This window comes from Pusillimonas sp. DMV24BSW_D (assembly GCF_011388195.1).
GTDB classification, from domain to species: Bacteria; Pseudomonadota; Gammaproteobacteria; order Burkholderiales; family Burkholderiaceae_B; genus Neopusillimonas; species Neopusillimonas aestuarii.
Genome location: NZ_CP049990.1, coordinates 2,870,910 through 2,885,849 on the forward strand (window position 1 = coordinate 2,870,910; position 14,940 = coordinate 2,885,849).

Genomic DNA, 14,940 nt, shown 5'->3' on the forward strand with positions numbered 1-14,940 from the left:
GCTTTTTACCGCCGCCATTTTTACGCTCAATGACGCAACAACTGATTCTTGATCTGATCCCGGCGCCACCGCCCACTCTCGACAATTTCATTGTGGGGCGAAATGCAGCCGCCGTAGACGCAGTCAAGCACTGCGGCAATGGCCGGACGGTTTACCTTTGGGGTCCCGACGGCGCCGGCCGAAGCCATCTATTACAAGCCCAATGCGGTGCAATCACCGATGCCATTTATGTACATCCGAGCAACGCTCAATCGCTTCTTGAGCGTATTCTGAATGACGAAATTACCTTTCCGAAACTCGTGGCGGTCGACGATGTGAATCATCTGGACGACGAGACACAGGGGCAGCTATTCGCCCTGTACAATCTATGGCGTGCATCGGCTGCCAGCACCAACGCTTTTGCACTTATTGTTTCAGGATCATTTTCACCCCAGGCAATGCCGATCCGGGAAGATCTGCGCACCCGTCTGGGTTGGGACCTGGTCTTCCGGCTGGAACACTTATCCGACCAAGACCGGGCACAAGCCCTGAACAACCAGGCACGCGAACGAGGTTTGCAACTGGCACCTGAAGTCGTGAGTTGGTTGCTAACACATTACACTCGTGACATGAGCCGGCTTATTACACTGATTAACAACCTGGACCATTATTCGCTGGAAAAACAGCGCGGCATTACGCTACCGCTTTTACGCGAATTTTTGGCGCAACGCGAACCCATGCTCGCACGACAGCAACATGACTGAACCCAAACGACTTGCCCTTTTCGATTTAGACCACACGCTGTTGCCACTAGACAGCGACTATCAGTGGGCCGACTACTTGGCGCGCACTGGGCGCGCGGGCAACCCTGAAGAAGCCCGCCGCCGCAACGAAGATCTCATGGAGCGATACAACGCGGGCGATCTCACCGCCGAACAGGCCGCCGAATTCATGCTGGGCCTGCTGGCACGCGCCAACACCCACGACCTTGCCCACTGGCATGAACAATTCATGCATGAAGTCATTCGCCCCAACATTCACCCGGTTGCGCTTGAACTGGTGAACCAGCACCTGCAGCAAGGCGACTTATGCGCCATCGTGACGGCAACAAATCAGTTTGTCACGGAGCCGATTGCCCGTGCATTCGGCATCCCGCATCTGATCGCCACCGTACCTGAATATACTCAAGGCCGTTACACTGGCCGCATTGCGGGTGTCCCCAGTTTCAAAGAGGGTAAGGTGGTTCGCGTCAACGACTGGTTGCAGCAGCAGGGACTCGACCTGTCAGGCTTCGAAACCTCCTATTTCTACAGCGACTCTCCCAACGACTTACCCCTGTTGGAGGTTGTCACACACCCCATCGCAACCAACCCCAGCCCTGCGCTAAAAGAAATAGCCCAGACCCGGGGATGGCGCATTCTGGATATTTTCAAGGACATGCAGGACGCAAAGTCCTAAAATAACGCCCATGCTCACTGAAACAATAAAAACATTCGTTGGACGCCTGTTAAGCGGCGGCGGGCGCGGGCCCGAACGCTTTACCCGTGAGAAACACGGTATTGACCGGCGTCACGTTTCCCGACATGCCGTCAAAGTATGTGAAGTTCTGCAGCAGGCAGGGTTTGAGGCTTATATCGTTGGCGGCGCCGTTCGCGATCTTATCGTCGGGCTGGAACCAAAAGATTTCGACGTGGCAACCAATGCCACGCCGGCTCAAATCCGGCCCCTCTTTCGCAGAGCGCGCATTATTGGCCGACGCTTTCAACTCGTTCACGTTGTTTTCGGCCAGGAAATTATTGAAACCTCCACGTTCCGGGCCCCCGCCTCAAATGGCCATGAAACCGATGAACATGGACGTATCTTGCGCGACAATCAATTCGGCACCAATGAAGAAGACGCCGTGCGCCGCGACTTTACCCTTAACGCGCTCTACTACGACCCGATTCGCGAAGAAGTCATCGACTACCACCGCGGCGTCACCGACCTGAAAAAAAGAACGGTGCGCATCATTGGCAACCCTGAAACGCGCTACCGGGAAGATCCGGTGCGCATGCTCCGCGCTGTGCGCTTCGCCGCCAAACTGAATGCAACGATCGACCCGGCAACGTTAGCCCCGATCAAACCCATGGCTCACCTCATTTCCAACGTGCCCAGTTCCCGGCTTTTCGATGAAGTCATCAAACTTTTAACGTGCGGCCATGCAATCGACTGCCTGAAGCAATTGGAAGCACTTGGGTTGCATCAACATCTGCTGCCCTTCATCGATACCCTTTTCAATAACCCCGATCATTTCCGCTTTCTGGAACTGGCGCTCGATCGCACCGACGCACGAGTGCGAACCGGAAAAACCATCAGCCCGGGGTTTCTGTTCGCCGCTCTGTTATGGAAACTGGTGAAAAATCAATGGGATATCAACCAGAAAGAAGGGCTGCCTCGTGTACAGGCCCTGGTTGAGGCCGCCGACACGGTCATTAACAATCAGGCTTCCAACCTGGCTATCCAACGCCGTTTTCAAACCGACATGCGTGAAATCTGGTTCATGCAACCCCGTTTTGAACGGGCAACTCCCCGCACAATCTGGCGCCTGCTGGAACACCCGCGGCTGAGAGCAGCCGTCGACTTCCTGCAATTACGTGCCGAAGCCCATGAAGTCGACAGCGTTGATGCGCAATGGTGGATGGACCTGGCCAACGCCGATAACGACAAGCGCGCCACCATGATTGAAGAGCGCCAACGTGAAAAACGCAGCGGAGGACCAGGAACAGGCAAATCGTCTACCAGACGCCGCCGGCGGCCGCGCCGAAAAGCGCCGCCGGAACAACACTAACCATTTATGAAACGCGCTTTTATAGGCCTTGGCGCGAATCTTGGGCCATCGTTGGACACTTTAAAGCGGGCGGCGCTGCAACTGGCTGAGCACCCCCTTATTAGCGCCTTCCGGCTTTCCCCGCTATACAAAAGCAAGCCAGTCGACTCCCAGGGGCCTGACTACGTTAATGCAGTCGCGAGCCTGCACACAAGCCTTGAACCAGCTGCTTTGCTTACGCTGTTACAAGGCATAGAACAAGCTTACGGGCGTCAACGACCTTATCGAAATGCCCCACGAACGCTCGACCTCGACCTGCTACTGTACGAGGGCGTCAAACTGAATACAGACGTGCTCACAGTGCCACACCCCCGCATGCATTTACGCGCATTCGTCCTGCAGCCCTTGCACGACCTGGAGCCTGAGCTTGTTCTGGATCAAGGCAGCCTGGCGGCGCTGCTTAAGGTATGCCGCCACCAGGAAATCGAACGTCTGTCGTAAAGCGCGTTCAACGGCCTTGTATCAGGCAGGCAAAATGGCTATTTCGGCAATGCGCGCCTGCCACTCTTTAGGGCCGGTTTGATGCACCGAGGTACCGTTGGCATCCACCGCCACAGTAACCGGCATATCCTTCACCTCGAACTCATAAATGGCTTCCATGCCCAAGTCTTCAAAGCCGGCAACCCGGGCGCCACGTATTGCTTTGGAAACCAGGTAAGCGGAACCGCCCACCGCCATTAAATAAGCCGACTTATGCTTGCTGATCGCCTCAATAGCAACTGGGCCGCGCTCGGCTTTGCCAATCATGGCAATCAAACCGGTTTTCTCAAGCATCATATCGGTGAATTTGTCCATGCGCGTTGCCGTGGTGGGGCCCGCCGGCCCCACCACCTCTTCACGTACCGGATCCACGGGACCGACGTAATAAATCACCCGGTTCTTGAAATCGACCGGTAACGGCTCACCTTTTTCCAGCATTTCCTGAATCCGCTTATGGGCAGCATCACGGCCGGTAAGCATCTTGCCGGACAACAACAAGGTTTGCCCAGGCTTCCAGGACGCAACTTCTTCCTTGGTAAGCGTGTCGAGATTCACCTGAGTTGATTTGTTGTAATCGGGCGCCCAGTTAACGTCCGGCCACAACGAAAGGTCTGGCGGGGCCAGTTCGGCAGGGCCTGAGCCATCGAGTTCGAAGTGCACGTGCCGGGTCGCGGCACAGTTGGGAATCATCGCAACGGGTTTGGAGGCGGCATGGGTGGGGAAGGTATTGATTTTAACGTCGAGTACGGTGGTTAGCCCGCCCAATCCCTGCGCGCCGATACCCAACGCATTCACTTTCTCATAGAGCTCGATACGTAACTCTTCCACCTTATTCTGTGGGCCACGCGCCAACAAATCATACATGTCGATATCATCCATGAGCGACTGCTTGGCCATGAGCATGGCTTTCTCTGCTGTTCCCCCAACACCGATACCCAACATACCCGGCGGACACCAGCCCGCACCCATTTGTGGCACGGTTTTCAGCACCCAATCCACCAAAGAGTCGCTTGGGTTCAGCATGACAAACTTCGATTTGTTCTCGGAACCGCCCCCTTTGGCTGCCACCTGAACGTCGACTTTGTCGCCTTCAACCAGCTCGACATTCACAATACAGGGCGTGTTGTCGCGCGTATTTTTGCGAGTAAACAAAGGATCATTCAAAACAGAAGCCCGCAACGGATTGTCGGGGTTCAGATAGCCCTGGCGCACCCCTTCGTCGCAAACGTCCTGCAAACTGCGTTTGGCATCAATACGTACGTTCATGCCAATTTTCAGGAATACGTTCACAATCCCCGTATCCTGACAAATGGGGCGATGCCCTTCCGCGCACATGCGGGAATTGGTAAGAATCTGGGCAATGGCATCTTTTGCCGCGGGATTCTGCTCGCGCTCGTATGCACGGGCAAGATGCTGAATGTAATCAGCAGGGTGATAAAAACTGATGAACTGAACTGCGTCGGCAATCGACTGGATCAGATCTTCTTCTTTGATAATGGTCGTCATAATGAAAGGTCCGGATAAGAAAGTGAATGACTGTTACTTGCCCTGCCACACCGGCTTACGCTTTTCGGCAAAAGCCGTGGCGCCTTCTTTTGCGTCGGTCGACGCGAAAATATGGGCCACACGAGGTCGTTGCAAGTCAAACATATCGGCCTGGCGCCAATCCTTCGACTCCAGAATAATTTTCTTGGCGGTACGTACGGCCAACGGACCGTTTTCGGCAATCATAGCCCCCAATTCCTGCGCCGCCTCAACCGCCTTGCCCGATTCAGCCAAACGATTCACCATGCCGAAATGATACGCACGTTCGGCCGACATCATTTCGCCGGTCAAGATGACTTCCATGGCAATATGGTGCGGAATCCGCTGAGGCAAACGCAGCATGCCGCCTGAACTGGGCACCAACCCACGCTTCGTCTCGGGTAAGCCAAACTTCGCGTCATTGGCGGCCACAATCAGGTCACAAGCCAAGGCAAGCTCACACCCCCCTGCCAGTGCATAACCTTCCACTGCGGCAATCAGCGGTTTTTCAGGACTCTTTTCACACAAACCACCCAGGCCTCGCCCTGGCACCAAAGGACGCTGCCCCGTCTTGGCAAATGCCTTCAGATCCATTCCCGATGAAAACGTGCCGCCGGCACCGGTTAGTACACCAATAACCACATTGTCGTTGGCATCCAGCTCGTCGAACGCTTTCGCCATTTCAACAGCCGTTTCAAAATTGATCGCATTGCGGGCTTCGGGACGGTTGATGGATATCACCATAACGCGGTCAACCACCTCAATCTTCACGAGATCCGACATGTAAAAAGCTCCTGACACCTTGAAAGGTAAAGTAAAAAATAACTGGTAACCCGTTATCATACGTCGATTCGGCGTTCGAATAGAAATCGACCCATAACCGGCAAATAAAGCTTTTTGACGAAGCACGTTAAAATCTCACACTTTGCGGCCATTTCGCGTTAAAGCGCTTACTCATGCTCACGTTTCAGCAAATTATCCTGACACTTCAAAACTACTGGGACCAGCAAGGCTGTGCCCTGCTTCAGCCCTACGACATGGAAGTCGGGGCGGGTACTTCTCACACTGCCACCTTCCTGCGTGCCATCGGGCCGGAACCTTGGCGTGCCGCCTATGTTCAACCCTCTCGGCGCCCTAAAGACGGACGTTACGGCGAAAACCCAAACCGACTTCAACATTATTATCAGTATCAGGTAGTCCTGAAACCGGCGCCGCCCGATATCCTCGAGCTATATATCAACTCCTTGCGGGCACTCGGCATTCAACCTGAAGAACACGACATCCGTTTCGTTGAAGACGACTGGGAAAACCCAACGCTGGGGGCATGGGGCCTGGGTTGGGAAGTCTGGCTCAATGGTATGGAAGTGACGCAGTTCACTTATTTCCAGCAGGTGGGCGGCCTGGATTGCACGCCTACAACGGGCGAAATTACCTATGGTCTGGAACGTTTGGCCATGTATCTGCAAGGTGTTGAAAGTGTCTACGACCTTGTCTGGACGCAAGATGCGCAAGGCCGAAAAGTGCTGTATCGCGACGTTTTCCATCAAAACGAGGTTGAGCAGTCCACCTACAACTTCGAATATGCGTCAACCGAAGCCTTGTTCCGCCACTTCAACGACTATGAGGCGGAAGCTGAAAAGCTCATTCAGGTTCCGCTGGCGTTGCCCGCTTATGAACAAACGCTCAAAGCGGCTCACACATTCAACATGCTCGATGCCCGCGGCGCAATCAGCGTTACCGAACGTGCCGGCTATATTGCCCGCATTCGTAATTTGTCGCGTGCCGTTGCACATGCCTACTATGAATCACGAGAAAAACTGGGTTTCCCCATGTTAGCTAAACAATCGGAGGCAGTTTGATGAATCACGCTGCCGCAAAAGAGACGCAAAACCCCCTGTTGGTTGAACTGGTTACTGAAGAGCTCCCTCCAAAAGCACTCAGCAAGCTTGGCAAAGCCTTTGCCGATGGGATCACATCTGGCTTGGCACAACAACACTTGCTGGCCGAAGGCTGCACAACAACCTATTTCGCCACACCACGACGCCTTGCAGTCAGACTTAGCCACGTTTTGAAACAAGCTCCTGATCAGCCATTCACAGAAAAGCTGATGCCGGTGAAAATCGGGTTGGACGACAACGGTCAGGCAACGGCGGCTTTAAAGAAAAAGCTGGATGCAAAAGGTTGGAGCCACCTGCAACCCGAGAACCTGCATACCGAATCTGACGGCAAACAAGACTACCTTTACGCCAAAGGCACCGCCCAGGGTGCGCAACTAACACAAGGCCTGCAAAAGGCATTGGAAGAGGCCGTTGCAAACCTGCCCATTCCCAAAGTCATGCGATACCAACTGGCCGATGGTCAAACCAGCGTAAAGTTTGTGCGCCCGGCACATCAACTGGTGGCGCTGCTTGGCGCAGATATTGTGCCGATAACCCTGCTTGGGCTTCAGGCGGGCCGCACCTCCAGCGGTCACCGTTTTATGGGGCAACAGTCAATCGAAATTCAATCGGCTGACACATACGAAACCCAACTCACTAAGGAAGGGCGCATTATTCCGTCCTTCGAAGTGCGTCGTGACACAATCAGGGAACAGCTTGAAAAACATGCAAACGCATTGGGTCACACGATTGGTAATGATCCGGAAACCTGGGCGTTACTCGATGAAGTAACCGCACTGGTGGAACACCCCACGGTTTACACAGGCCAGTTCGACCCGGCTTTCCTGGAGGTACCGGCAGAGTGCCTTATCCTTACCATGCGGTTGAATCAAAAATACTTTCCTTTATTTGATCCGGCTTCCGGCAAGCTGACGCATCAATTCCTTATCGTAAGCAATATGGAAGTGGCAGACCCTTCCAACATCGTGGAAGGTAACGAGCGCGTGGTCAGGCCTCGCCTGGCCGATGCCCAATTTTTCTACAACACCGACCGCAAAACCTCGTTGGCAAGCCGCGTTGAAGCCTTGGAAAGTCGTGTTTATCACAACAAACTAGGCTCTCAGCGTGAGCGTATTGAACGCGTTCGTGCCATCGCGCGATATGTCGCAGAAAACATTGGTGCCGACACGAACAACGCCGACCGCGCCGCCCTGCTGGCAAAGGCCGACCTGAACACAAATATGGTGGGCGAATTTCCCGAACTGCAGGGCATTATGGGCGGCTACTACGCGCAAGCCGACAACGAACCTGCGTCAGTGGTCAATGCCATTACCGGTCAATACCAAATTCGCCTTGAAAGCCCGGTAAACACCCACAATGAAACGACTGTTGCGCTGTTTATTGCCGAGCGCGCCGAAACATTGATCGGTATCTGGGGGATCGGCCTTGTACCCAGCGGAGAACGCGACCCCTATGGCCTTCGCCGAGCCGCACTTGGGATCATCAGCGCTTTCGAGCAGCTTGCTGCGGGAGCGTATTTACAGCCTGGGCAACCCAATAAACTCACCATTACCGGGTTACTTGAATTCGCTCGAAAAACCTTTAGTGATACTTCTATTAACGACGATGTCGTCGCCGAAGTAAGCCACTTTATTTATGAACGTTATCGCAACCTTCTGGCGTCGGAATTTGACCGTACTGTTATCGATGCGGTGCTTGAACTTGCCCCCCCACTGAACGAAGTGCACACGCGCATCCAGGCCTGCACGGCTTTTGCCGAACTACCCGAAGCGCAAAGCCTCGCCTCGGCAAATAAGCGTATTGTTAATTTGCTTAAAAAAGCAAATATCAATATGCAAACCGTAGATCCGCAATTGCTCGAAGAACCCGCCGAACAAGCGCTGGAAAAGCTCATTAACGAACTTGAGCCTCGCGCGCATCAGCAGTTCAAAGCCGGCGATTTTCGCGGTAATCTAACGACTTTATCGGGTGTGCGCGATGCCGTCGACCAATTCTTCAACGATGTCATGGTCATGGCTCCCGACCCCGCCCTTCGGGACAACCGTCTGGCACTACTGGGCCGGCTCAAACAACTTATGAACCAAGTAGCGGATATTTCCAGGTTAGCGCAGTGAAACTTGCCATTCTCGACCGCGACGGCGTCATCAACTTCGATAGCGAGGCTTACGTTAAAAGCCCCGATGAATGGATACCTATCCCCGGTAGCCTCGAAGCCATTTCACGTCTTTCACATGCCGGTTGGCGCGTGATCATAGCCAGTAACCAATCTGGTCTGGCGCGTGGCCTGTTCAGCGTTGAAACGCTGAATGCCATTCATGCAAAACTGCGCCACGAACTTGCCCAGCTTGGCGGCCATGTCGACGCCATTTTTATCTGCCCTCACGGCCCCGACGACGGTTGCGAATGCCGCAAACCTCGCCCCGGCCTATTTCACGATATAGCACGTCGTTACGATACAAAATTAGACCAGGTGCCCTCAGTGGGGGACTCCTGGCGCGACCTGCAGGCCGCCAGTGCGGCGGGGTGCGCCCCTTGGCTGGTCATGACAGGTAACGGCAAAAAAACATGGGCTAACGGTGACCTGCCCAGCGGAACGCAAGTGCGCGATACCCTCGCCGACGTTGTCGACGCTTGGCTGGAGGCCTGAACATGGCCTGGATACGCTCTGCGCTTTACATGGCGTTCCTTACCGTTACCGTTATCCCTTATGCTTTTGCCTGCCTTGCTTGGTCGTTTCTGCCCTTGCATCAACGTTATCGGCTTACCATGGGCTGGCCCCGCCTCGCTATTTGGGGGGCACGCATCATTCTCGGTATTAAATGGCAGATCAAAGGGTGGGAGAACCTGCCGAGCGGCCCGGCGGTCATTCTTGCCAAACATCAATCTGCTTGGGAAACTTTATTCCTACCTGCCTACCTGCCTCGGCAAGCCTGTTTTGTTTACAAAAAAGAGCTTCATCGCGTTCCATTTTTCGGTTGGGGGCTGGCTTTGCTGGGTATGATTCCAATCAACCGCAGCAAGGGGCGCGACGCCTTTGAACAGGTCGTGGAAATCGGGCGAAAAAGACTTAACGAAGGTCGCTGGCCGGTGCTCTTCCCCGAGGGTACCCGTGTCGCACCCGGCAAAACCGCCCGCTTCAAAACCGGCGGCGCCATGCTGGCTGCTAGAACCGGCGCACCGGTCGTGCCAATAGCGCTTAACTCCGGCGAATGCTGGCCTCGCAATGCATTTGTCAAAAAGCCCGGTTGCATTACCGTGTCAATTGGCCCACCTATCGAAAGCGCAGGCCGTAACGCGGCTGAGGTTAACCAGCTTGTGCAAAAATGGATCGAAGCGGAAATGCGTATTCTGAATCCGGAACGTTATGGCACAGAGTGAACAATTAGCACTGTTCGAATACTCGTCCCAACCCGGGAAGCCCGAGAAGCCTCCCTCCCCTTCTCCTGCGCTGCGAACCGATAACGCACACAACAAAGCCCCTGTTCCAACGCCGCCCCCCCCGTCATTACCCGATGGCGCACAATGGCGTGAAACAGTCACATCACTGCAAACGATTGGTTTCGTGTTACTAAGGTCACGCAGAAAAAGCATCGGCCTGCAAGTTAACGAAGATGGCTTGCGTGTTACTGCCCCCCGTTGGGTCAGTTTGAAACAAATCAATGCGGCAATCGACGATAAGGCGACCTGGATCCTGGCTAAAATCCGTCACCATCAGGAACGTAGAAAGAAACTGGCCTTAGCCGACACGCAATGGCACGATGGGGGAAAAATCCCCTACCTGGGAAATTTAATTATTTTACGACTGGGTCTGGAAACACAAACGCGCTTTCGCGGCAACACACAAGCGCCAAAACCTGATGATGCACTGCTCATTGGTTTACCGGCGAACGCGGATCACCGCCGTGTCCGTGACAGTACACACATGTGGCTGCAGGCGCAGGCAAAAGAGTGGTTTGACCTACGCATTCGTTATTTCACCCATCGCCACCCCGACCTTTCCATTAACCGCTGGCGCCTTTCAAACGCGACAACCCGTTGGGGCTCATGCAATTCCGACCGGAATATCATGTTGAACTGGCGTCTGATTCATTTTGAACCCGACGTCATCGATTACGTGATCGCACATGAACTGGCCCACCTGCGTCACATGGACCACAGCGCTTCTTTTTGGCGTGAGGTAGGTCGCTTGTGCCCCGGTTTCGAGCGCGCCCGTGATATCCTGCGGGGTCAAGATCCTGCATCCTTACCTTTGCTTCAAGGAGACTTCTGAATGCGAATACTGCACACCATGTTGCGCGTTGGCAACCTCGACCGTTCGCTGGCCTTTTACACGGAAGTTTTAGGGATGCGTCTGCTGCGTAAACAAGATTACCCAGGTGGAAAATTCACCCTCGCTTTTGTAGGCTATCAAGACGAAGCGGACGGCGCTGTTATCGAACTGACATACAACTGGGATACCGACCAATACGACCTTGGAAACGGTTACGGCCATATCGCCCTGGAAGTAGAAGACGCTTACGCGGCCTGTGAGACCATTCGCAATAAGGGTGGTAACGTCGTGCGGGATGCCGGCCCCATGAAGCACAGCACCACGGTTATTGCGTTCGTCGAAGACCCAGACGGCTACAAAATCGAGCTGATTCAACGTAAAGGCCGCGCCGACTAAGCAGCACAACCGCTTACCCAACGATGCTGAACGCTCTTTGGCTAGCCTTCTTTCTGATTGCGGCTTGTGCGGGCCTCTATCAATGGTTAGTGCTTTCCGATCCCGACGTATTCGGTCGTATTGTGCAAAGCCTGTTCCAAATGGCCGAATTGTCGGTCAGCATCATGATTTTGCTGTTCGGCACCCTAACATTATGGCTTGGGTTTTTACGCATCGCCGAATCCGCAGGGCTTATCAACACGCTCTCAAGATGGCTAAGTCCGCTTTTTCAAAGACTCATGCCGGAGGTACCCCGAAATCATCCCGCTTTGGGTTTAATTACACTCAACTTCGCAGCAAATGGGCTGGGGCTCGACAATGCCGCCACCCCAATCGGCTTGCGCGCCATGCGCGAATTGCAAAATCTTAACCCCACACCGAATACCGCCAGCAACGCACAAATTTTGTTTTTGGTCCTGAATACTTCGTCGCTGACACTGCTACCCGTCACGATATTCATGTACCGTGCTCAACAGGGCGCCCCCGACCCAACGCTGGTATTTCTACCCATTCTACTGGCAACAACGGCCTCATCGCTGGCAGGTTTGTTGGCTGTAGCGCTGGTGCAGCGCATTAAACTCACCGACCCGGTTGTGATGCTGTGGTTAGGCGCAGCCGCCGTACTCCTGGGCAGTTTCATGGCACTGTTGGCGGGCTTATCGGCCACGGCACTGAGCGCCCTTTCATCCTTGCTCGGAAATTTGATTCTTTTCGGCCTGATCATCCTTTTTCTGATCGTTGGTTTCATACGCAAGGTTCCTGTCTATGAGCACTTTATTGAAGGTGCCAAAGAAGGGTTTGAAATTGCAAAGAGCCTGCTGCCCTACTTGGTTGCCATGCTGTGCGCAATTGGCGCGTTACGTGCATCCGGTGCACTTGACGCGCTGCTTGAGCTATTACGATGGATTGTTGCGGGTTTCGGCATGGATACGCGCTTTATCGACGCCCTGCCAACAGCACTGACCAAACCGTTCTCGGGAAGTGCCGCAAGGGCCATGATGTTGGAAACAATGCAGCATCATGGCGTGGATAGTTTTGCAGGGCTGTTGGCAGCCACCGTTCAAGGCAGCACCGAAACGACGTTTTATGTTCTTGCCGTTTATTTTGGCGCTGTGGGAGTCCAGCGCGCACGACACGCCGTACCATGCGCACTCGTTGCCGATTTCGCCGGCATCACTGCCGCCATCGCCGTTTGCTATTGGTTCTTCACCTGAGGCAATAGATAATCGGCCAAAGCAATAAACTGCGCAACCGACAAAGCTTCCGGCCGCGCAGTTTCAGCGATGCCCACAAAACCCCAATCAACCAGCGGTGCCCAGTCACCCAAACTGCGCCGAAGCATTTTTCTGCGCTGACCAAAAGCCCGTGCAACCAATGCCGAAAACAGACCTTCATCTTGAGGGCGCAAACGATCATGCGGCAGCGGCACCATTCTTACAATGGCTGAAACCACCTTCGGTGGCGGCTCGAACGCCGTGGGCGGAACATCAAACAAACGCGTCATAGCGTAGCGGGCCTGAAGCATCACCGACAAACGACTGTAGTGCGGGTCTCCTGGCACTGCAACCATGCGATCGACAACCTCTTTTTGCAGCATAAAATGCTGATCTTTAATTTGATCCGCATAATCAATCAGCTTGAAAAGCAAAGGGCTTGAAATATTATAGGGAAGGTTGCCGACTACCCTTAAAGACGCCCCTAGCAGTGAAAAATCAACATTTAAAACATCGGCCTCAAGAACCGTTAATTTAGTGTCCGGATACCGGCTTCTAAGCCGTTGGGCCAGATCGCGATCGATCTCGATAACGGTCAAGTGGTTCAAACGCGCCAACAGTGGGGCCGTTAATGCTGCCTGCCCAGGCCCGATTTCCAACACCCTGTCATGAGCGTTGGGATCAATGGCACGAACAATTTGATCGATTACCGAAACGTCGACCAGAAAATTCTGACCGAATCGCTTGCGAGCCTGGTGTGTGCCCATTTAATTCCGATTCAACTGGTTTCCACGCGGATCAAGGCGGTTATCGATATACGCCTGTGCACGAACCCGCCCGAGCCAATCATCAAAAGCAGGGCCCACCTGGCGCTCAAACAACACCTCGCGCGCGCGCATCCGCTTGAACTCTTCCTCCATATCCTCAGTTCGACGCTCCTGGACAGTAATTAGATGCCAGCCAAAAGGCGTTCTTACAGGCTCACTGATTTCGCCAGGCTGCAAGTTATCCATTGCCTGCTCAAATGGCGGCACGGTTTCGCCCGGCGAAAGCCAACCCAAATCGCCACCCAGTGGCGCCGACGCATCTTCTGAATAGCGACGCGCCAGATCAGCGAAATCCTCGCCTGCCAAAACCCGTTGCCGAATATCCTCAAGACGAGTACGGGCACGCTCATCGGAAGTTGCCTGATCGATTTTTATCAGAATATGGCGCGCGCGCGTTTGCGTCACCATCATCGGGCCTTCTGACTGAAATACAGCGGCCATTTCATTTGCACGCGAATCAACTTCGGGAGGGGGTGGCATTTGTTGCTGAGCCGATTGCTGAGGCCCTGGGCCCCGGGTCGTTACTTTCAAAATATGAAACCCGTTACCACTGCGAATAATGTCACTAACCTCATTTGCAGACAAATTCTGAACCGCCTGCAAAAACAAGTCGGGCCAGCCTTGCGCGGGTCGAACCCCCATATCACCGCCTTCCAGCGCCCCCGGACCGTCGGAGACTGCGGCGGCAACGGCGGCAAAATCCGCACCGGCTTTAATTCGCGCCAACGCATCTTGAGCTTCACGCCGATACTCTTCAACTTGTGAAGGTGACGCCGACTCGGGAACCTGAATAAGGATTTGCGCCAAACCGAGAGGTTGCATGGGCGAAGCTTGAGCCGGCGCTTGACCCGCCGGTGCACCAGCAGTTGGCTGCCCGCCACCAACAAATCCACCCGTCACACTTTGACTACGTAAAAAAGCATCCACTTCACCGTCGGAAATCATAATTCGGCTATCAACTTCACGTTGACGCACCAAATCGGTAAGAATTTCCTGACGCAACGACTGGCGGTAGTAATCCCAGGTAACACCCGACTTTTCGATTTCCGCCCGCAATTGCGCCTCGGACATATTGTTGCGCTGAGCGATGTTGGCAACTGCCTGATCAAGCTGGGCATCACTCACGCCAACATTCAAACGCCTGGCCTCTTGCCGAATTAACTCTTCGGTAATCATGCGCTGCAAAACCTGACGCCGAAGTGTATCGTCATCGGGAGCCTGGATGTTTTGCATGGCAAGTTGTGCTTTAGCCGCCTTCAGTTCCTGCTCAAGTTGGTACAAAGTAATGACTTGTTTATTGACAACAGCGGCAATCCCGTCGACAAAACGCGTGGGTGATTGCGCCGCTTGTCCGGTCGCCGACGCGGGGCCGTTCGGCTGTGCATGACCAACACCCATTACAGCCAGCAGACCCAGAACTGGCATTGCACATACCGCAAGCCGGCGT

General features: G+C 54.2%; 15 protein-coding genes. 11 read left to right on the forward strand and 4 right to left on the reverse strand.

The window, feature by feature from the left end; genetic code table 11:
* Positions 1–29 precede the first annotated feature (29 nt).
* From hda to folK, 4 genes are read left to right on the forward strand one after another with little or no spacing between them, the layout of a single operon-like run.
* A complete protein-coding gene (gene hda / locus G9Q38_RS13770) occupies positions 30–743 on the forward strand; it encodes a DnaA regulatory inactivator Hda (protein WP_166132428.1) in 714 nt (237 codons plus the stop codon).
* Complete coding sequence (locus G9Q38_RS13775; RefSeq protein ID WP_166132042.1) at positions 736–1,437, forward strand: HAD family hydrolase; 702 nt, start codon at positions 736–738, stop codon at positions 1,435–1,437. Before hda ends, G9Q38_RS13775 begins: the two co-directional genes overlap by 8 nt.
* A gap of 10 nt (positions 1,438–1,447) precedes the next feature.
* Positions 1,448–2,806, forward strand: coding sequence for a polynucleotide adenylyltransferase PcnB (gene pcnB, locus G9Q38_RS13780; RefSeq protein ID WP_166132044.1), 1,359 nt, complete (start codon positions 1,448–1,450; stop codon positions 2,804–2,806).
* A 6-nt stretch (positions 2,807–2,812) separates the two neighbouring features.
* On the forward strand, positions 2,813–3,286 hold the full coding sequence (gene folK / locus G9Q38_RS13785) for a 2-amino-4-hydroxy-6-hydroxymethyldihydropteridine diphosphokinase (protein WP_166132046.1): 474 nt from the start codon (positions 2,813–2,815) through the stop codon (positions 3,284–3,286).
* A gap of 21 nt (positions 3,287–3,307) precedes the next feature.
* On the opposite strand, the gene G9Q38_RS13790 is transcribed toward folK, so the two are convergent.
* Together G9Q38_RS13790 and G9Q38_RS13795 are read right to left on the reverse strand one after the other, a co-directional pair.
* The gene (locus tag G9Q38_RS13790) at positions 3,308–4,831 is read right to left on the reverse strand and encodes a fumarate hydratase (RefSeq protein WP_166132048.1); all 1,524 of its coding nucleotides are present in this window, start codon (positions 4,829–4,831) and stop codon (positions 3,308–3,310) included.
* Between the two features lie 33 nt (positions 4,832–4,864).
* A complete protein-coding gene (locus tag G9Q38_RS13795) occupies positions 4,865–5,632 on the reverse strand; it encodes a crotonase/enoyl-CoA hydratase family protein (RefSeq protein ID WP_166132050.1) in 768 nt (255 codons plus the stop codon).
* 173 nt (positions 5,633–5,805) lie between these two features.
* Between G9Q38_RS13795 and glyQ the strand changes: the two genes are divergently transcribed.
* The 7 genes from glyQ to G9Q38_RS13830 are packed head-to-tail and all read left to right on the forward strand — an operon-like array spanning position 5,806 to position 12,666.
* Positions 5,806–6,708, forward strand: coding sequence for a glycine--tRNA ligase subunit alpha (gene glyQ, locus G9Q38_RS13800; protein WP_114421112.1), 903 nt, complete (start codon positions 5,806–5,808; stop codon positions 6,706–6,708).
* Complete coding sequence (gene glyS, locus G9Q38_RS13805; RefSeq protein WP_166132052.1) at positions 6,708–8,861, forward strand: glycine--tRNA ligase subunit beta; 2,154 nt, start codon at positions 6,708–6,710, stop codon at positions 8,859–8,861. The genes glyQ and glyS overlap by 1 nt, the downstream gene beginning before the upstream one ends.
* Positions 8,858–9,394, forward strand: coding sequence for a D-glycero-beta-D-manno-heptose 1,7-bisphosphate 7-phosphatase (gene gmhB, locus G9Q38_RS13810; protein ID WP_166132054.1), 537 nt, complete (start codon positions 8,858–8,860; stop codon positions 9,392–9,394). The genes glyS and gmhB overlap by 4 nt, the downstream gene beginning before the upstream one ends.
* Positions 9,395–9,396: 2 nt before the next feature.
* A complete protein-coding gene (locus tag G9Q38_RS13815; protein ID WP_166132056.1) occupies positions 9,397–10,125 on the forward strand; it encodes a lysophospholipid acyltransferase family protein in 729 nt (242 codons plus the stop codon).
* Complete coding sequence (locus G9Q38_RS13820) at positions 10,112–11,017, forward strand: M48 family metallopeptidase (protein ID WP_166132057.1); 906 nt, start codon at positions 10,112–10,114, stop codon at positions 11,015–11,017. Before G9Q38_RS13815 ends, G9Q38_RS13820 begins: the two co-directional genes overlap by 14 nt.
* A complete protein-coding gene (gene gloA / locus G9Q38_RS13825; RefSeq protein ID WP_119442230.1) occupies positions 11,018–11,413 on the forward strand; it encodes a lactoylglutathione lyase in 396 nt (131 codons plus the stop codon).
* A 23-nt stretch (positions 11,414–11,436) separates the two neighbouring features.
* Entirely contained in the window at positions 11,437–12,666 is a 1,230-nt protein-coding gene (locus tag G9Q38_RS13830; RefSeq protein WP_166132058.1) for a spore maturation protein, read from the forward strand.
* Here G9Q38_RS13830 and rsmA read toward each other — a convergent pair.
* Together rsmA and G9Q38_RS13840 are read right to left on the reverse strand one after the other, a co-directional pair.
* A complete protein-coding gene (gene rsmA / locus G9Q38_RS13835) occupies positions 12,648–13,433 on the reverse strand; it encodes a 16S rRNA (adenine(1518)-N(6)/adenine(1519)-N(6))-dimethyltransferase RsmA (protein ID WP_166132059.1) in 786 nt (261 codons plus the stop codon). The two genes, G9Q38_RS13830 and rsmA, sit on opposite strands and share 19 nt — an antisense overlap.
* Positions 13,434–14,918, reverse strand: coding sequence for a peptidylprolyl isomerase (locus tag G9Q38_RS13840; protein ID WP_228276139.1), 1,485 nt, complete (start codon positions 14,916–14,918; stop codon positions 13,434–13,436). It abuts the gene before it with no gap.
* Positions 14,919–14,940 lie beyond the last annotated feature (22 nt).